We start from the raw sequence: 18,766 nt of genomic DNA, 5'->3' as shown, positions 1-18,766 counted from the left end.
AACATAAAAAACGCCAATATTTTAAAGCAGATAATAACCCCAGGGCTTCTTTTGCCTTTTTTTTCATTTGGTAAATTTCTTAAATATTTATGGCTAAACGACAATCGTCATCCCGCAGCGGGATCTAGAGATACCGCGGCGGTATGACGTAGGGAAACCTTTCTTGGGTTAGCCCTATAAAACTAATCAGCATCTTGTTTAGCACATATAAATTAAGTTTCATAAATATAGTGCTAAACCTTGAAAATATGTTATAGCTACTTCTTCCAATTTAGTGGTGGGTTTTAACAGTACACATGTCGCTTTACTATCTACCAACTCAATCACCATAGAAGCTACAGTCATTACTTTGCATCCACTTATATTCCGTACTTTAACATTTGTTCTACTTTCTATAGGAAGCTTTACCCCCCCTACATCATTACGTACAGCAGTATGATTTATTTCATTTTTAGTTCCACTACTATGCTGCAACAAGATATCCCCATTAACTTTTATTTCAACATTTTTGTCACTACTACCATTGTTAAAATTTAATCCCTCATCTCTTCTACTTTGTCTTTTTTCTTTTAATTTTAATTCAGTTTCTCTTTTATCAAGGGTAGGAAATGGGATGTGAGTTTTTTCCTGACCATCTTGATTTATAGCTCTTGTTGTATTAAAAGCTTCGTTGCTTTTACATGATATTGTATAAGTAAGTGGTGTGTAGATTTTTTCTTCACTATCTGGATATTTTATAGTTATTGTTGCATTAAGAATGTCTTTCAGAATATCGTTTTCTCTAGCTATGTCTAAAATTTCTTGAATAACTTTGCGATCATGTAATGCGGCAAGTAACTTATCAGTTACTTTTTGATTATTTTTATGTTTTATGGTTATTGTTGTGTTAAGAATGTCTTTCAGAATACCGTTTTCTTTAGCTACTCTTAACATTTTCTCAACAGCTATACTATCTTTACGTAGTATAGCATAAGCAAGTGGTGTGCAAGTTTCTTCCTGACCATCTGGATATTTTATAGTTGTTGTTGCGTCAAGAATGTCTTTCAGAATACCGTTTTCTTTAGCTACTCTTAACATTTTCTCAACAGCCATACTATCTTTACGTAGTATAGCATAAGCAAGTGGTGTAACAGTTACTCTCCGACCATCTGGACATTTTATAGTTGTTGTTGCGTTAAGAATATCTTTCAGAATATCGTTTCCTTTAGCTGCTACTAGAATTTCTTTAATAGCTTTGCTATCCTTCCAGAACATAGCATAAGTAAGTGGTGTGTAAGTCATTTTCTGGCTATCTGGATATTTTATAGTTGCTGTTGTGTTAAGAATATCTTTCTCCTTAGAGACTTTTAAAATTTCTTCAATAGCTATACTATCTCCACATAGTATAGCACAAGCAAGTGGTGTAACAGTTGCTCTCCGACCATCTAGATATTTTATAGTTGTTGTTGCGTTAAGAATATCTTTCAGAATATCGTTTCCTTTAGAGACTTTTAAAATTTCTTCAATAGCTTTGCTATTTTTACATAATATGGCATAAGTAAGCGGTGTGTAAATTAATGAATCATCACTAATTATTTTTGCACTAAGAACACTCTTTAAAAGGTTGCTCAATTTAGCTTGTTGCAAAATATCCTTTACAGCTTGACTATTCTCGCAAAATATAGCATGAGTAAGTAGTGTAAAAGTTGATTCTTTACCCTGATGTTTGCTTACTTCCGTAGTAAGAATCCTTTGTTTTTCCTTTTTAGATATTTTTTCTAGTTCTTCAGCAATGCTACTTTTTTTGCCTTCTATTTTTGATGCTAATTTTAAAATACTTTTTTCATCTTTCTCTTTCAATTTCGAATCGTTTACCTGATGAGTCATTTTTTTTCTCAAGGTCTTTCTTATTAAACTAAGCATAACATTTTCTCTCTTCGTGGTTATAATATTTGCTTTTATGAATCAGTTGTGTTGATAATGTATTAATTGCATAGTTCAGACATTGTTTTATAAAGCAAAATTTTAGTAGACCACCTTACAAGAACGTTTCTTGCTAATTCTGAATCCGAAAAAAGGACGCAGTAAAGTTATTTGTAAGGGAAGAATGAAACTTGTAGCTATAGCTAAACTGACTTACGATAATTTGAAAAACCGTCATCCCGCTGCTTGTTAGCGGGATCTAGAGATACCGCGGCGGTATGACGGTTCGCAGTGGTATGACGGTTCGCGGCGGGATGACGATAAGCTCGTCATCCCGCTACATTAATATTGTATTAATAAAAACTTAATAATAATCCTTAATAATATATGAACTAACATGTTCGCAATTTCGTATGACAGAGGAAACAAAAGATGGATATGCTTCCTTATACGTTGCAATTCAGGAAGGTAATATTGAAGCTGCAGAACTACTAATAAAATGTGGCACAAACGTCAATGATCATTATGAACGCAATCGTACGCCACTGCATATTGCCATCGGACGCAAACAATTAGAAATAGCAAAATTGCTGATAAAAAATGGAGCAAACGTTAATGCAAAAACTCAAAATCATGGTAAAGATGATCTAACACCAATGCACTTTGCAGTTTTTGCAAATACGCCAGAATTTATAGAATTACTAGCTAGCCATGGTGCATTGATTAATGAAAGAGAAAGTACCGAAGGGTATACTCCTCTTCACTTTGCTGCTTTATATGGGAACAAAAATATAATACAAGCCTTAATTGATAAGGGACAAGATATTGAAGATGTGGACAATAATGGGCGAACAGCTCTGTTTTTAGCTGCTAGGCAGTGCACTGAAGCAGAAGATGATAGCAGAATAGAAATTATCAAGTATTTGATAGACAAGCTCAAAGCAGATGTAACAAAGAAAGACAATAATAACAATGCAGTACTCTTTCCTGCCGCTAATAATTGCCCTGGAAAAGTGGTAGAATTCATCATTGAGCAATATATAAAAATCTTTGAGTTAGAGAATTTTATCAACCACAAAAATAATGATGGAATGGATGCTTTGGATATTGCGCTGAATAGTGGAAACGAGAAAGCTATTGAAGTATTAAGATCATATGGAGCAGATATCAAGAATAAGGTAGATGGTAGCATTCAAAAAATTACTGCAGAAAAACCAAGTAGTACCCTAGACAGAGCAGAAAGTGCAGAGGTAGCACCTCCAATTAAGCAAAGAGTATAAAACTTTTTATAAAGCGATTATAAATTTCAGTAAGTTGCAGAGGCTCTACAATGGGAAGTGTAGTATGTTAGCAGATACAAATGACTAGATAAATTATATTTCATTAAAGTCATTTATCTTGAAACATAAGCAGGATTTTGTATAGTTGTTTCAATTTGGGTCTGTATATTGAAACAACGCGTGAAAATGACAGGTCATTGTACAAGAGGTACCTAATTCACCGACAAGAATGCTAGATAAAGACACTTACATTTCAATTATTTTACAATTTCTGTATAATCTTAAAAACTCAATTAGTGCGTTATGAAGATAATAATAGGTAATGCTAGTAAGGAATTAGGGGAATCAGTAGTTAACCGGCTAGATGTTCAACCATCCTCTGCTTGGATATCAAAGTTTACCGATGGTGAGGTAAATGTAGAAGTAGCAAATGATCTATATAATCAAGAAGTATATATAATACAATCTCTTTCTCCCCCTGTGAATGATAATCTTATGGAGCTTCTGCTTATAATTGATGCAGTAAATAGATTAGGAGCCAAAAGGATAGTAGTAATTATTCCTTATTATGGATATAGCAGGCAAGATAGAATTATCAAGAACAATAATGTGCAGTCTGCTTTAAGTGCCAAATTAGTTGCAAATCTTATTCAAACTGCAGGTGCAAGTAGTGTTGCAGTTATTGATTTGCACTCAAGTCAAATTGAAGGATTCTTTGATGTACCGATAACTAATTTGAACTGCTTTGAAGCATTTGTTGACTCTATACACACGGAAAATTTGGCAATTGTTGCACCTGATGTTGGAGCAATTGGCAGAGCACGTGCTTTTGCAAAGACTTTAGAGGAAAAGTACAAGATAGGGTTAAGTGATAAGATTATTGTAGTAGATAAATATAGGGAGAAAGCAGGCACATCTCAAGTAATGAACATAATAGGAGAAGTTGCAAACAAAAATTGTGTCATTGTTGATGATATAGTTGACTCTGGTGGAACATTGTGTAATGCAGCTCTTGCTTTAAAAAGTTACGGAGCAAAGTCCGTAACTTCATGCATCACACACGGTGTGCTTTCAGGAAGTGCAGTTGAGAAAATCTCTTCCTCTTCTTTAGATAAATTAGTGATTACGGATACCATACTTCACAAACTTGAAAAAACTGGTAAAATAGAAGTTGTTTCGGTTGTAAATATTTTAACTCACTTCATCCAAGGAGGTAGAAATGCCAGCTAAGTCAACAGAAGACGTTATTACTTCACTAATAGAATTTGCAAATAAGAGAAAAATAACAATTACCAAAGAAGAAATGCTTAAAATTGCACAGCTTGTAAGGATTAAGTTATCAAATGACGAGATTGATCACTACTCCAAAGAACTGACAATGCTGGATTGGATACATGATACTTTATTGCAAGTTAATACTGAAGGTGTTTCTCCTATGCGTTATGGCAGCATAGACAAGGACATTCATGTACGCGATGATGTTATAAATTCTCAAAACATTAAAAAAGAGATATTGTCCAATACAAAACCTGAGCATGGGTATTTCGTAGTGCCAAAGGTTATAAGCGATTAAAGTAAAATAAGGCTCATATCAAACCTATAATAGATCTACTTTCAAAAATAAGACCAATCCGGTAAAGAAGCATTTGTGGGAGTGGAAACCATTTTTTGATTTTTCTTTACTAAGTCTACTAAATATAGTTTAGAGTTGCTTGGTGATTCTGTTCTTGTAAAAATGATTTCTCTACCATTTGGTAGCCATGCCGGGGATTCAATTTTATGCCCCTCTGAAAGCAGACGTTCTTCTTTGCCATCTGGCTTCATAACTCCTATGTAAAATTTTCCTGACTGAATCTTTGTAAAAGCTATCAGATCTCCTTTTGGCGACCAAACAGGCGTAGCATATCTTCCACTTCCAAAACTAATTCTTTTAGGTTTTTTACTTTTGTTAGTAAAATCGATAACGTACAGTTGCTGACTCCCACTTATATCAGAACTAAAAGCCATATACTTTTGATCTGGAGAAAAAGAGGGAGAAGTGCTTATAGCTGAACCTTTAGTAATTTTTTTTGTTCGTTTACTACTTAAATCCAAAGATAATATATTCGTTTCACCACCCAATGAGTGGGAAATTAAAAGAGATTTACCATCGGGAGAAAATCTTGGTGCAGAAACAACTCCTTCAAATGCGCTGATTATTGATTCAGTGTTATCTTTTAAATTTTTTAATATTATATAACTTTTACCATTTGCGTACGAGATATAAACAATACCCTTTCCATTTGGTGAGAATCTCGGTGTTGACACAAATCTATCGCCATTTGTTAAGTATTTTATATTACTTCCATCTTGATTCATCACAGCAATTTTACGCACAGATTTGTAGTTGCTATCTTTTTCTTCAGCGATATACGTGATTTTTGTGTTGAAGTGCCCTTTCTCACCAATTAATCTATCATGTATCACATCCGAAACGAGGTGACCAATTTTTCTCCAGTCTTTTGCTGGAAAAACAACTGACTGAGTAAGTAATTCTCTTTTTGTAAAAGTGTCAAATAAACGAAATGATAGCTCTAATGCACTACCAGATATTTCGCTTAAACTTACTGTGACTACAGTATCGCTTTTCCAAGATTTAGATTCAGCTTCCGCGCCACGTTTTACATTAAATAAGCCACAATTAGATAAATTTGTTCCTATTACCTTTGCAATATTTTCGCTTAATTCGCTTTCCAACGCTGTTTTACATGTACATTTAGATACAACAAGACCAATGTTACCAACACTGCTTTTTTTTATATCAACATATAAAGCAGCTTTTGTAAAATAAGGAATAAATAACGAAATAAATAACACCAGATGAACGAATAGCTTCATTCATTTCATACCTGTTCTATCTGAACCTCAATTATAGGTCTTTTTAGTAAATATTCCTTTAAGATACTCAATATTGAACTTTCAATCTTATTTTTAATTTTTTTTGTTGGCTGCAAACTAAACAACGACTCAACTTTCTTGACAATTTTCTGTATGGTAGCTGCATCTTCTAGCACTTCAAAAACACCAGGTACAAATACTTTTGGTTTAGCAAGCAATTTATTTTTCTTGTTTACAACTGCTGTTACCACAATAACTCCGGCATCTCTCATTCTTTTACGCATTTTTATAACACTGCTCTCCGGATGACGTAGCAACATACCATCAATACCAAAGTAGTCAACATCAATTGAATCAACCTTTTCTCCGTTCTCCAAATTAACAATATCACCTGGTGCAATCATTATTGCTTTTGCCACACCGCACTCTTTAGCAAATTTTACATGTGCATGCGTGTGAATATATTCGCCGTGAACTGGAATAGACATCTTCGGTTTTATTAAAGAATACATTTCCTTTAGCTCTTCTCTTGTTGGATGCCCAGAAGCATGAACATGCTCTGTTTTTTCAGTAATAACTTCTACCCCCATCTCAATAAAGGCATTGAGCATGTTGTGCGCACGAGTTTCATTTCCAGGAATGATTTTTGACGAAAAGATCATGGTATCACCTTGCTGCATTTTAAATGCTTGATGACTCTTAGCAGCAAGTCTTGCGGTAGCTGCCAGTGGCTCACCTTGACAACCTGTGCAAAGTAGCACCAGTTCTTCCCTTGGAAAATTTACTGCTTCCTTTGCTTCAAGAAACTGAGGAGAATCAGTTAAATAACCACTATCTTGCGCAACTTTCACTATTCTCCATAAAGATCTACCAAGTAAAACTACTTTTCTATTTAGTGCTTTTGCAGCTTGGCTTATCGTTTCAATTCGTGCCACATTTGAAGCGAATAGCGAAACAGCAACTAATTTTTTAGACCGCTTTATTATGTTATAAATATTATTATAAATTTCACCTTCTGACTCAGGGTGATGCTTGCTTAATATATTGGTTGAATCGCAAATTGCTGCAAGCAGGTCACCTTTATCGCCAATTTCTTTTAGACGCTCCATATTAGAAGTTAATCCAACAACAGGTTTTGGATCAAATTTCCAGTCTCCGGTATGGAGTGCACTACCCATTTCAGTGCTAATTAATATTGAATTTGCCTCAGGAATTGAATGAGTTACATTTATAAACTCGACGGTAAAAGGACCCAAATTTATGCTGCCATTTATGTCTACCTCTTTCACAGGCACTATACCTTCCAATCGAAATTCTTTTAGTTTCTCTTTAAGAAAATTAACCGTAAACTTTGTTGTATATATGGAGCACTGCAACTCTTCCCACAAGTGGGGCACTGCACCGCAGTGGTCCTCATGTGCATGTGTAATTATTATTCCAAGTAAATCTTTTTTTCTTTGAGCAATAAAATCTATATCAGCAATGAGCAGCTCAACACCTGGCATAGTTTCATCTGCAAAACCAACACCAAGGTCGATCATAATCCACTTACCTTGGTAATGATATAGGCTAACATTCATCCCGATTCTTCCTACTCTCCCAAGCGGAAGAAATAAAAACTCATTTTTGTTTATATTCATTAAATTTAAATTATTAAAACCTGAGAATAGCAAAACTTCGACCTTAAATAAAGAAATTTATTGCTTTTACATAGTTTTATAGCTAACCTAAGAAAGGTTTCCACACGTCATACCGCGATTCATTCGCGGTATCTCAGCATAGATTCCGCTAACGAGTAGCGGAATGACGAATTTGTTGTTTTTCAAATTGTAGGTAAACCTAAGCCACTTTAGCTATAAGGAACTAAGAAGTTTCTGTTGGCTAATTATTGTTAAGTTTTCCATTAATAAGGTCAAAGAATTGCAGGATTAAATGAAAACCCGTAAACAGTTACCCCTTTATGTCATTTAGCAGATTTCTTATTTTTTTTTTACTTTACTAAAAAACCCTTCAGATTGCTGTTGTACACTTGCATTTTCCTCTTCTTCAAGCGCTTTTAATAGTTCAATTTGCTTTTTAGTTAAATTTTTTGGATTTAAAGTCTCAACTATTACCTGTACGTATAAATCACCACGAGCATGTGAGTTCATATATGGCATACCCTTTTCCCTACAACGTAGTTTGGTACCAGTTTGAGTGCCTTCAGGGACCTTTACTTTTATTTTAGCTCCATCAATTGATTGAATATCGATTTCACCACCAAGCACTGCTAGTGTCATTCTTATAGGCACTTTACAGTGTAAATCTGCTTTATTTCTAGCAAAGATTTTATGGAAAATTATTTTCACGTATACGTATAAATCTCCACTTTTTCCACCTTTTGTTCCAGCTTCTCCTTTACCACTTATCCTTACCTTAGCTCCTTCTTCTATGCCTTTTGGAATTGAAACGGATATATTTACTTCATCTCTTCTACGTCCACTTCCACCACATTTCTTACATTTGTTTTGTATTATTTCTCCTTCCCCATAGCATGTAGTACATGTTCTTTCGATGGTAAAAAAGCCTTGTTGAGTTCTAATCCTACCGCTTCCCTGGCATGTGTGGCACTGAACTGGTTTAATTGCTCCTTCGCCACCTGTGCCTTGGCATGTATCACATTTTACATTTGTCACATAATGTATAGGCGCTTGTATTCCTTTAAATGCATCTTCTAAGGTAATTTCAAGATCATAACGTAGGTCTGCTCCAGATACTCCTGTTGTACTTCTTTTTGCTCTCGATCTACTTGCACCACCACCGAATCCTCCACCAAAGAAGTCATTGAATATGTCGCTAAAATCTCCTGCAGAGCTAAAGCCTTGAAATCCACCAGAAGCACCTTCGTGGCCATAACGGTCATAGCCTGCCCTTTTCTCAGAGTCAGACAGAACTTCATATGCAGCTGTTACTTCTTTAAATTTTTCCTCTGCTTCTTGATTGCCAGGATTTCTATCAGGATGATATTTTAACGCTAATTTTTTATACGCTTTTTTTATCTCATCAATACTGGCATTTCTGCCTACTTCCAGTAGCTCATAGTAGTCTTTTTTGCTCATATATAATAGTTTAGTGCTTAACCTTTAAAGATAGGTATTGCATATATTAATTTCAAGTGTGACTTCTGCTTCCTATAAAATGTGGTGCACCCTGAGCGACTTGAACGCCCGACCTTTTGATCCGTAGTCAAATGCTCTAATCCAACTGAGCTAAGGGTGCTTTCATAAAGTTAACTTTAGCAGATTTTGTGGCTTAATTCAATTAATTTGGCTAAAAATAAAACTGTTAATTTTTATCACGCATGAACCCCTCACAATTCTCAAACTGCCGTTTCGCATTAGAATTATCAAATTCACTACAAGGAGGAGCAGTTGGAGTAGTATTAGGATCTTGAGAAAAGTAAGGAGGTGGTGCATCATAACGAGAAGAATCTCCATAACCATGCCCTTGTCTAAGACAGCTATCTACCGCTCCTTTAGCTTTCTCGATATTTTCTGATTCTTCCTCATGCTTCATATGAAAAGCTAAACCACCAGTAAAACACACAAGAGAATTAACGCCAAGGATAACTAAACCCCACACTGGTAAGACTGGGTAAACAGCACAAGCTACCAAAGCTGCCAAAGAAACAGCGCCAACCGCAAATTCTATATTTCTGAACGTTTTAAATTTACTATCCAGGTAATCTATTTTTTCTTCTTTTCTAGCCACTTTTCTGCTGCTGTTATACCAAAAACACATACCAGCATGGAAAGCAACACACACAACTGCAGCTACCATACCTAAAGCTAATAACTTTCTATTGTCTTCTGAGTCTTTTTTCTTATCTTCTCTGCTTTGATGGCTACCACTACTGAAACCAGGGTTATTTATAACTGTAGTATGACCACCAAACAGGCTGCGAAGTAGTAAATAATCCCAAAAATCTAAACCTCTATCATTGTATACATGTATATGTGTAGTCTGAGGGCCTGTAGGTTGTGTGTTATTCCCTGCGTTATATTGATCATTTCTGCTTCCTGTATCGTGCCTATTGCTTGAATTTGGATATGTAAATTCTTCATACACATTTTTAAAATTCTCCTTGCTCCAAGTTAAATTCGGTGTATTATTACAATACTGTAGAAACCCTTCAATATTATTATTATTACCTAATTTCTTTATATAGGCTAACGCATACCTTTTTAAAACACTATCACTTGCTACCATAAATACCCTCTTAAGTTAAGATTAAATTAATAAATATTTATTATAACAAGATAACATCTACTTGTCAACTTGAGCCTGATTCAAGTATCCGTTCAGAGTGTGGCAGAAGAACTTATTCAAATAAAGTAGGTGGTAAAATATAAACATTTTATAAAGTGAAAAATGGACTTTTCAGACCACTGCCGAGCTAAAAAAGCCCTGAAAACCGTGATACTTAGGCCACTTCTTGCTTAAGCTGTACAATTTCAGCTTGAGAAAGGCCAGTGGATTCAGCTATTAAATTAACAGATACACCAGCTTTAAGTAAATTTTTTGCAACTTCGATTTTTCCTTTCTCTATACCTTCCTCAAGTTTGTATTCAAGAATGGCTTCTTCTTTGCGTAGATCCATTATTCTTTCTTCGTAAGCTACTAAATCTTTTTCATTCCAGCTAAACCTGTCTAATTCATCGTAGGCTAACTTTATTATTGGTGCTTTTTCTGCTATTTTCCTTAAGTCTTCTTCCGTAGTTTCATCTGCATATTGTTGTCTAAGTGAAGAAGGTCGCCCCTCCTCACTCGACTTCAAAACCGTACGTGAGACTTTGCGCCTCATACGGCTTCTCTCTAATTTGGTGCTTTTCATGCACACCTCCTGTGTAATTCATCATGACAATGTCCATGTAACAAAGATAAGTTTTTGATCATATTGTTTCGTCTATTCTGGTCTTTGTGATGTATTTCTATTGTATCATCACTTTTAAACCATAGTCTACAATTATCGCATTTACTTTGTTGCAACTTCAATAATTTTATTACTCCTAGTGGCTTATCTGGTATTTTTCTCAGACGTTTACCCCAATATACCCAATCACCATCATATGGAGATCTGGTTTTTTGCACTTTGTTTAATAACATGATCGCTGTGTATAGTAAGACGTACCTTGTTACTTGTCATAAAGCGCCAGTTATCGTTATTATACTTTTTAAAGTATTTTCTTTTTATCCAGCATTTCCCTTTGTTTGGGTGCCTAAAGACTGCCCACTTCCAGAGCTTTCTATGTATAGTATTATCCAATGAGCTAAAGATTTTACATGAAACTACCGAAGAGTAATATTGACTCCATCCTCTGTTTATTGGATTGAGATTCCTTATTATTACTTCCTGTGGCGCCCCACGCATTTCTCTAAGTTTATGTTTAATAGCAAATGTATGCTGCTTTATAGAATTACGACTTGGTTTTATTAATAATGTGTAACCTTTTTTACTTTCTTTTGTTGGATATTGTCTTATTGAAAATCCAAGAAAATCAAATCCTGGTTTTGTTTCGTCAATGGTTCTTAATGTATGAGAAATTCTTGTTTTAGAGGGCTTTAATTTTAGTCCAATGGTTTCTAACCATTCTTCAACTAAAATTTTTGCTTTAAGAATAATCTCTTCGTTTTCATGTATGATGACAAAATCATCACAGTAGAAAATTACACTAATAGACTTTTGCGCGTTTTTATGCGATATCCTACCATATTTTCTTTTCATGCATTGAAAGAGTTCGTTTGTTAATGCTTTTTTGACATGTTGCTCTAATCCGTGTAATGCAACACAAGCTAGCAACGGTGCCTCCTTGAATTGTACCACGTTTTGTGGATTGAAACTTTCCATCTTCCATAACGCCTGCCCTTAACCATCTTCTTATGATTTTCTTTAACGTTGGTGTGGTTTTCAAGCAGTTTATTATGGTTAATATTGTCAAAACATCCAGAAATATCAGCATCTAATACATATGCTGTTTTCTGTTTTAGCACATCAAATATGGCTTCAATTGCATCATGACATGATCTACCAGGTCTAAAACCATAAGTGTTTGGCTCAAGTTTTGCCTCCCATTCTGGTTCCAACACCATTTTTACAAGTGTTTGTTTTGCTCGACACGATATAGTTGGTATACCAAGCGGGCGATATTCCGATGGCTTACCAGGTCAGACACGTCTTGATGGCTTTGCTTTCTCTCTTATATCTAAGGAGTTTGCCAATTGCAATCTTTCTTTTTGACTAAGGTTAGCTTTTCCATCAATACCTGCAGTTTTTTTCCCTCTGTTGTCCTGAGTTACCCTTCTAACTGCGATCGTTCTTGCACTTGTTGATTTGAGTAATAATCTCTGAAGGTTGTGCATCTTTTTGATATCATTACATTTAGAAGCTTGGTAAATTCGTTTTTGTAGCTTAAATGAAGATTTCTTCAGCTTTCGCCAAGGAATTCCATTCATACCTAGCTTTTTGCTGGTCCATAACATATTCACTACTATTCACCACTTTACCTTCCAAATTAAAGTGTTTACGTCTGCATATCCCAGATATTACTTTGGGCATTAGCTTCTTCTTCCACATAGCAGCTTGTGGTTGGCTACCTACTTATATTTTAATGAATATAAGAGCTTTTATGTGGTTACTCCGTTCCATGGCTTCGTTTCACGTTAAACTTAGATTCCTACTATTTGCCGGAAGCTGGGAACATCAATAACTAAAGTCTTCAATCTTTAGTTCCACTTTTGCTTCATACCGTTTTGGTCTATGCGTAATTCAACCTCCTTTCGCATACTATGCTTTGACGACAATTCAAACATAGGTTCCTCTCGTAATCATATCTAACTCTGTTTGCAAGGATTCACCATGAGGTTTAGTGTTACCTGCTTTTATCTCATGCTTGCACCCCAAAGGTTGCCACCCTTTAAAATGTGAGATATACATTATCCCCGATGTCTAGGGAAAGTGGAATTTAACCACCACAAAACCACGACTTTCAGGGTCGCACTAAAAAAATAAATCCATTTTTCAACAATATTTGAAAGCTGATCTTCTTTTGTCTTATTAAACTTTGGTAGCTCGATGAAAGTGCAACTAAAATCTTTGAGATCATGTTCATAGGTAATTTTATCAAAAGTAACGTGATCAGATTTGTAAGCCAGCTTGTTAGGAAATAAGATAAAATCGGCGATAGCAATAAAAATAACTCCTTTAAGATCTTGATCACCTTTGTGAGCTTGACTTGAATAAGCTTTAGCAGCATAGTATTGAGCGCGTTTCTCAAAACCTTTATCACGAGCAAACTGGTCAGGTAAGGAAGCAGTATTACTACTACTCCCTCCCTTAGAAACCTTACTATTACCCACAAATATGAGGTTCGTGAGCAAGTCGCCATCCTTCTGCTAGATCAAAGAGACGTCTCCACCCTTTCCAAAGAGTAATTGGTCCTGGTTTTGGGTCGCTTTTTCTTGCTAAATGACCTCCAAGTTCACGAAACGGCTTCTTTTATAGTAGGGGCTATATTTGGACATGGTTTCCTGTGTATTTTAACATATAAAACTTTCCATTCTTCCTCAGCTAATAAGGCAGTACATGGTAATGTTGGGTTAGTTCTTGCAATTGATGTAATAAAGAAAATTCTCCAAGCAATAATGCTCATGACTGTTAAATACCTCATTAATCTTTCTGCTGTTCCAAGTCTACATTCCTCAACTTTGAGACCAGATTTTAAAATCTTATGCAATATCTCTATTTTCCATCTCAAACAATACCAACTAACTTTTTCAACAGCTTCTTCAAAAGTACTGACCGGAAAAAAGCATCCACTCTAGAGGACTTGCTTCGGGAGGAGAGTTTTTTTCAACAACATGAATTGCGTGAAGTTGTAGACTCTGTCGGTTTATATTTTATGTGACCTTCTTTACATTTTATATGGCCTTCATGTGATAAATTTTCCGAATCTAATTTCTAAAAACGCTGTCCTTTTTTGCTTGTTATCTCTAGCAGGGATTTCAACTTCTACTTTTCCAGCGCAAGGGAGGCCTTGGATAAATGACCATAATTTTTGCTTGTTCCTGGTATGCATGAATTTTTTATTTACATTTCTGTTGTGGCAAGCTCTTACTAAAATTTCTGAGTTAAGATTATGTGCAAGTTCAAAAAAATCATGCATATCTGCTTCTCTGTCACATACAGTTATAGCTTCGGTTTGGGCCAGATCTATAATATTATTTGTTTTCTTTAAACTTTCTAGCCATTTCATACTTTCTTTATCCTCAATATGAACGTTGTTACGATGGCTCTTTAGTCTTTTTTCTTCTTCAGAAATGAGTTGCCTCGAGTAAATCTTTTGATCCAGTATTCCCAGCTTCCGTACTAACAGCAAGGGCTGTATGCATTACTGCTCCTTTTCCAGCAATAGTTCCCAATCCGCTTATGGCTTGAGTATGAAATATAAGTTGTATCTTGAATCACAAGAATTCTTTTATGAGCTTTTGTTCTTTCAACTGTTTTATCAATGTGTGAAGCTAGAATATCGACTTCTTTTACGTTCTCATTTTGAAAAAAACGATATGCTGCTTTTGCTTCTGACCAACTTCTGCATGCCTCATTAATTGAGCTTTCAGGTAAACTTATCAAACTATCAGCAATCTTTACTAATCGGTCAGTTAATCTTTTATCTCCAAGTACAGCATCTCCAAATTCATTTTTAGCCCATTCATTACTCTCGTTTGCCATTTTTATACCCTCAATATTTGCAAACTTTAATATTGTAATACTTTATTTATAAGTACATTTATATTTGTGGATAATAGTAAGATTTGATATGCTGCCAACACTTATGTTCAAATTAAAAATGTCATTTATGATACTAGCCACTTCACGCTTTGAGTTTTTGTAAAATCCGCTGAGTGCTGCAATTATAGACTTAACCCTTGGACCAAATGTATCTGGCGTAACACCTTCTGGTAACTTGCTACTTTTTCTTTTTCTGCATCTCCGACAACGACCATGTTCCAATTACTACATAAGGCCTAATTTCCGGAAGATCAACTTTTTGGTGAACATAAGGTTTTTCGCATATTACAAGCTCTCCTCCGCATTCGCAAATATTAGGCAACTCTATTTTTACTACTTTATCCGCTTCCATTGTGGCATGAAAATTTCCTTTATGCCCAACCTGATCGCCAACATTCCTTTCGCTTTTTGGCTTGTCCTTTTTTATTTTGTATAGCTCTTTTGAGCTGGGCAGGGATGAGTTTTTTGAATTTAAACCGAGCCTTTCCTTTAATTCAGCGTTCTCTATCTTTAAAGCTTTATTTTCTGCTTTTAAGTTTTCTATCTCTGCTTCCAGTTTTTCTATTTTTTGCTGTAAATTTTTGCAAAGTTCTAAAAGGTTTACCATATTACCTCACTTTTGCTCTATGATTATCTTTATTATCTTGCTTTGTCTACCTTATTCTACCACTCCGCTGAACGGATACAATTTACTAAACAGAAAAAAAGGCAAAAGAAACCCTAGGGTAGCTAGTTATTCACTATCCATTTTTTAAGTTGGCGTTTTTTAATGTTTTAAATAGCGCGTTTCAGCTTGTGTAGGTAAAAACCTAGAAATATTGTGAAGACATAAGGTGCACATAGTGCAAAAAATTAAAAATAAGACGCCAACTACGTTGTTTTCTTGCTGTTTAATCTGCACAGATGAAGATAACTGAATACCTTCAGTTTCATGATAAGGGGGCTGGCGAAGGGTGTCAAGCAAGTTTTTTCGTTTCTATTTCCAATAAAAGTTTGTTATATGGTTATGCAAGAAGTCTATTATAAATGAAATGAATGTGAAAAATATCTTGTTAGCACTTTTAGTACAAATGATATTCAGTTTGCCGCTATTTGCAGCTGATCCTGTTTTGCTCAACTGCATTAAAACTCCGGAAATATATGACCTTGATGCAAGGCCAAAAAATTTTAGCTCTTCAAACAATTTAAGAAGGAAACCTGGTTCTCCAAATAGTGCAATAGGGGAATTAATACACATAGTGGGTAGAATTACTGATATAAACTGCTTACCAATACAAAATGCTGTAGTTTCTATATGGCACGCGAATTCACGCGGCGTGAACCATTACGATAAGAATATAGAGGATGATCCGAATTTTGCTGGATCAGGAAGGTTTGTAGTGAATAATCTTGGCTATTATAATTTTATTACGATAGCACCTGGTAAAATTGGTGATAGAGCTCCACATATCAACTTTCTAGTTCAACATCCGGATTTTCCGGAATTCACAACGCAAATGTTTTTTGTTGACCATAATTGCGATAATTGTGCTGATCCTGTTCTTGGAGATTTTGTTAGTAATGGGCTTGCAAGCCTTCTCATAACACCATTTACTTACAGTGATCAGGTCATAAAAACCTATACGTTTAACATTACCTTGGGCGGATATAATAAGTTCTCTAATAAAAGATAAAAAACCCTTGCATGTAAGGGAGTCCATAGTAAACTTGAGTGTTATTGTACTTAGGATGTATATGAAAAATATCTTACTGATGTTTTTGCTGTGTTTTATGTACAGTTTACAATTATTTGCAACGGAGATGCCAGCAATGAAAATAACAATTTCTAAAATTTCGCCCGATTTTAAAACAATAGTAACGGGTTTATTTGAGGACAACGAAACCGTAAATGATGGCGGAGTTTTGCAAGGAAAACAGATCATGGATAATATAAAGCAATTTAGCAATTTCAATGGAAGTTTTGGTGAATTTTTCTCTACTACTTTGCCAGAAGAAAAAAATGTCATAGTTGTTGGACTTGGTAAGAAGGATGAATGGAATGAAAATAAAGAATTAAATATTGGTGGTAAAATATATTGTGAGCTAAGCAGATTAAAAATTAAAAAAGCAGCGGTTTTAATCGAAGGTAGTGCAGCAAATGTTGCATATGGTGCGTTTCTGCGTAGTTTTAAGTTTGATAAGTATAAAACTAAAAAGGATGAGAAAATTACAGAGGTAGAGGAGATTACCGTATTAGTAAAAGATGAGCAATTAAGTAATGCTGAAAGATCATTTGAGCACTCAAGGCAAGAAGGTGAGAGTATATTCCTTGCGCGCTCTTTTATAACAGAGCCTCCTAACATTCTATATCCAGAATCCTATGCTGATCATATAAAAAAAGAACTTACTAAGCTTGGCCTTGAAATCGAGGTGCTTGATAAAAAGCAGATGGAAGAGAAAAAAATGGGAGCCTTGCTTGGAGTTGCACAAGGAAGTAGTAAAGAACCAAAATTAGTAGTGATAAAATGGAATGGAGCTGCTAAAGAACAAAAGCCAATAGCTTTTGTTGGTAAAGGCATAACGTTTGACACTGGTGGAGTATCGCTCAAACCTTCACGTGGTATGGAGTCGATGAAATATGACATGGCAGGCTCTGCTGCTGTGGTTGGGGTGATGCATGCTTTAGCAGGACGAAAAGCAAAAGTAAATGCGATCGGTGTGGTCGCACTTGCAGAAAATGCAGTGGGTGGTAATGCTCAAAGACCAAGTGATGTAGTAACTTCAATGTCTGGACAGACAATAGAAGTGTTGAACACCGATGCAGAAGGAAGGCTCATACTTGCAGATGCTTTGTGGTATACGCAAGAGAGATTTTCACCACAATTTATGATTGATCTTGCAACTTTAACTGGTGCTATAGTGGTTGCGCTTGGAAATAACGAATATGCTGGTCTTTTTTCAAATAATGATGAATTAGCAAACCGTCTGATTGATGCAGGAAATGAAGTAAATGAGAAGTTATGGCGTTTTCCTATGAATGAAACTTACGATAAAATTATTGATTCACCGATTGCTGATGTGCAAAATATCGCTCCTGCGGGCTCTGGCGGAGATAGCATAATGGCTGCACAGTTTTTACAGCGTTTTGTGGATGAAACTTGCTGGGCACATTTAGATATTGCAGGCACTGCTTGGCACGAAAAAGGTACTGACATTTGTCCAAGAGGAGCAGTAGGTTTTGGTGTAAGGTTACTTAATAAGTTGGTTGAAAAGTACTACGAAGCCAATGATTAAAGATCTTTATCTGGATTTATGGCTTGACTTACAGCTACATGAACGTTTATTTTTGAGGCGCAGCAAATGAAAGTAGCTGATACATATTTCTTTTTTTCTGGATTCCAGTGTCAGCTACTTTCATGACACCCTGACAACCGTCATCCCGCTACTTGTTAGCGGCTGAGATACCGCGAATGAATCGCGGTATGACGGTTCGTGGCGGCGTGACGATAAGCTCGTCATCCCGCTGCTTGTTAGCGGGATCTAGAGATACCGCGGCGGTATGACGTAGGACTGCTGTCATCCCAGTGCTCCTTTTTTTGTCATCCAAGTAGCCTCCTATGGTGTCATCCCAGTGCCCAGACACTGGGATCCAGTTGAGCTATTTCAACAAAAATACTGCATTTTGAGATGAACGTTTATTTTCACCAGATTATTTACAAGTATAACAATTAAAGTCTGGATTCCAGTGGGCTTTGTTGCATAGCAACTGAAAAAATCTGGTGGCTACTGACAAAATTCATTATAAAATAGCCATTTAACCTTGAAAGAAAAAATATGCCACAAAAAATGAGGGTCAGTAACCATAGCGAATATAACAAATTTCTAGAAAAAAGAGGAAATA

General features: G+C 35.6%; 15 protein-coding genes, 1 tRNA gene and 5 pseudogenes. 5 read left to right on the top strand and 16 right to left on the bottom strand.

Annotation, left to right across the window (positions count from 1 at the left end; genetic code table 11):
- Nucleotides 1–219: 219 nt before the first annotated feature.
- Nucleotides 220–1,902 carry a WD_0033/WD_0034 family tandem repeat-containing protein gene (locus tag WOCAOBSORBRA_RS01950; RefSeq protein ID WP_174515789.1) on the bottom strand — a complete coding sequence of 561 codons (1,683 nt, stop codon included), beginning with the start codon at nucleotides 1,900–1,902 and terminating at the stop codon, nucleotides 220–222.
- A 413-nt stretch (nucleotides 1,903–2,315) separates the two neighbouring features.
- Here WOCAOBSORBRA_RS01950 and WOCAOBSORBRA_RS01945 point away from each other — a divergent pair, with 413 nt between their 5' ends.
- The 3 genes from WOCAOBSORBRA_RS01945 to gatC all read left to right on the top strand — a co-directional run bounded on the left by WOCAOBSORBRA_RS01945 (nucleotide 2,316) and on the right by gatC (nucleotide 4,755).
- The gene (locus tag WOCAOBSORBRA_RS01945; RefSeq protein WP_006280296.1) at nucleotides 2,316–3,182 is read left to right on the top strand and encodes an ankyrin repeat domain-containing protein; all 867 of its coding nucleotides are present in this window, start codon (nucleotides 2,316–2,318) and stop codon (nucleotides 3,180–3,182) included.
- A 303-nt stretch (nucleotides 3,183–3,485) separates the two neighbouring features.
- Complete coding sequence (locus WOCAOBSORBRA_RS01940; RefSeq protein ID WP_155968767.1) at nucleotides 3,486–4,412, top strand: ribose-phosphate diphosphokinase; 927 nt, start codon at nucleotides 3,486–3,488, stop codon at nucleotides 4,410–4,412.
- Nucleotides 4,402–4,755, top strand: coding sequence for an Asp-tRNA(Asn)/Glu-tRNA(Gln) amidotransferase subunit GatC (gene gatC / locus WOCAOBSORBRA_RS01935; RefSeq protein ID WP_015588776.1), 354 nt, complete (start codon nucleotides 4,402–4,404; stop codon nucleotides 4,753–4,755). Before WOCAOBSORBRA_RS01940 ends, gatC begins: the two co-directional genes overlap by 11 nt.
- A 41-nt stretch (nucleotides 4,756–4,796) precedes the next feature.
- Here the strand turns inward: gatC and WOCAOBSORBRA_RS01930 are convergent, their stop codons facing one another.
- From WOCAOBSORBRA_RS01930 to WOCAOBSORBRA_RS01890, 14 genes and pseudogenes are all read right to left on the bottom strand, one after another.
- Nucleotides 4,797–6,059: a Tol-Pal system protein TolB gene (locus tag WOCAOBSORBRA_RS01930; RefSeq protein WP_015588777.1), complete on the bottom strand. Its 1,263-nt coding sequence runs from the start codon at nucleotides 6,057–6,059 to the stop codon at nucleotides 4,797–4,799.
- 5 nt (nucleotides 6,060–6,064) lie between these two features.
- On the bottom strand, nucleotides 6,065–7,699 hold the full coding sequence (locus tag WOCAOBSORBRA_RS01925; RefSeq protein WP_174515788.1) for a ribonuclease J: 1,635 nt from the start codon (nucleotides 7,697–7,699) through the stop codon (nucleotides 6,065–6,067).
- Nucleotides 7,700–8,038: 339 nt separating this feature from the next.
- Nucleotides 8,039–9,157 (bottom strand): molecular chaperone DnaJ, encoded by a 1,119-nt coding sequence (dnaJ, locus tag WOCAOBSORBRA_RS01920; RefSeq protein ID WP_174515787.1) that lies wholly within the window; start codon nucleotides 9,155–9,157, stop codon nucleotides 8,039–8,041.
- Nucleotides 9,158–9,239: 82 nt separating this feature from the next.
- Nucleotides 9,240–9,317 (bottom strand) — tRNA-Arg (locus WOCAOBSORBRA_RS01915).
- Between the two features lie 66 nt (nucleotides 9,318–9,383).
- Nucleotides 9,384–10,307 (bottom strand): hypothetical protein, encoded by a 924-nt coding sequence (locus tag WOCAOBSORBRA_RS01910; RefSeq protein WP_174515786.1) that lies wholly within the window; start codon nucleotides 10,305–10,307, stop codon nucleotides 9,384–9,386.
- A 214-nt stretch (nucleotides 10,308–10,521) separates the two neighbouring features.
- Nucleotides 10,522–10,833: pseudogene (locus WOCAOBSORBRA_RS06165) on the bottom strand (nuclease/transposase family protein); the annotation flags it as partial.
- A 95-nt stretch (nucleotides 10,834–10,928) separates the two neighbouring features.
- Nucleotides 10,929–11,189: an HNH endonuclease signature motif containing protein gene (locus tag WOCAOBSORBRA_RS06160; RefSeq protein WP_218939167.1), complete on the bottom strand. Its 261-nt coding sequence runs from the start codon at nucleotides 11,187–11,189 to the stop codon at nucleotides 10,929–10,931.
- A complete protein-coding gene (locus tag WOCAOBSORBRA_RS06435) occupies nucleotides 11,164–11,898 on the bottom strand; it encodes a group II intron maturase-specific domain-containing protein (protein ID WP_218939166.1) in 735 nt (244 codons plus the stop codon). Before WOCAOBSORBRA_RS06435 ends, WOCAOBSORBRA_RS06160 begins: the two co-directional genes overlap by 26 nt.
- Nucleotides 11,892–12,242 (bottom strand): annotated as a pseudogene (locus tag WOCAOBSORBRA_RS06430) (reverse transcriptase/maturase family protein); the annotation flags it as partial. The gene WOCAOBSORBRA_RS06435 and the pseudogene WOCAOBSORBRA_RS06430, both read right to left, overlap by 7 nt.
- A 21-nt stretch (nucleotides 12,243–12,263) precedes the next feature.
- The gene (locus WOCAOBSORBRA_RS06145; protein WP_218939165.1) at nucleotides 12,264–12,578 is read right to left on the bottom strand and encodes a reverse transcriptase N-terminal domain-containing protein; all 315 of its coding nucleotides are present in this window, start codon (nucleotides 12,576–12,578) and stop codon (nucleotides 12,264–12,266) included.
- A gap of 322 nt (nucleotides 12,579–12,900) precedes the next feature.
- Nucleotides 12,901–13,032: a hypothetical protein gene (locus WOCAOBSORBRA_RS06425; RefSeq protein WP_281173550.1), complete on the bottom strand. Its 132-nt coding sequence runs from the start codon at nucleotides 13,030–13,032 to the stop codon at nucleotides 12,901–12,903.
- 65 nt (nucleotides 13,033–13,097) lie between these two features.
- Nucleotides 13,098–13,394, bottom strand: a pseudogene (locus tag WOCAOBSORBRA_RS01900) (PD-(D/E)XK nuclease family transposase); the annotation flags it as partial.
- A gap of 52 nt (nucleotides 13,395–13,446) precedes the next feature.
- Nucleotides 13,447–14,826, bottom strand: a pseudogene (locus WOCAOBSORBRA_RS01895) (IS4 family transposase).
- Between the two features lie 81 nt (nucleotides 14,827–14,907).
- A pseudogene (locus WOCAOBSORBRA_RS01890) lies at nucleotides 14,908–15,493 on the bottom strand (DUF6444 domain-containing protein); the annotation flags it as partial.
- 424 nt (nucleotides 15,494–15,917) lie between these two features.
- Between WOCAOBSORBRA_RS01890 and WOCAOBSORBRA_RS01885 the strand changes: the two are divergent.
- Both WOCAOBSORBRA_RS01885 and WOCAOBSORBRA_RS01880 read left to right on the top strand, forming a co-directional pair.
- Nucleotides 15,918–16,559, top strand: coding sequence for a protocatechuate 3,4-dioxygenase (locus WOCAOBSORBRA_RS01885; protein ID WP_155968861.1), 642 nt, complete (start codon nucleotides 15,918–15,920; stop codon nucleotides 16,557–16,559).
- A gap of 97 nt (nucleotides 16,560–16,656) precedes the next feature.
- On the top strand, nucleotides 16,657–18,159 hold the full coding sequence (locus WOCAOBSORBRA_RS01880; protein WP_174515790.1) for a leucyl aminopeptidase: 1,503 nt from the start codon (nucleotides 16,657–16,659) through the stop codon (nucleotides 18,157–18,159).
- Nucleotides 18,160–18,307: 148 nt separating this feature from the next.
- On the opposite strand, the gene WOCAOBSORBRA_RS01875 is transcribed toward WOCAOBSORBRA_RS01880, so the two are convergent.
- Entirely contained in the window at nucleotides 18,308–18,508 is a 201-nt protein-coding gene (locus WOCAOBSORBRA_RS01875) for a hypothetical protein (protein WP_174515785.1), read from the bottom strand.
- Nucleotides 18,509–18,766: the final 258 nt, after the last annotated feature.

The organism is Wolbachia endosymbiont of Cardiocondyla obscurior, from assembly GCF_902713635.1.
Taxonomy (GTDB): Bacteria; Pseudomonadota; Alphaproteobacteria; order Rickettsiales; family Anaplasmataceae; genus Wolbachia; species Wolbachia pipientis.
The sequence above is the reverse complement of the archived record's forward strand: the minus strand, read 5'-3'. Positions and strand labels throughout refer to the sequence as shown.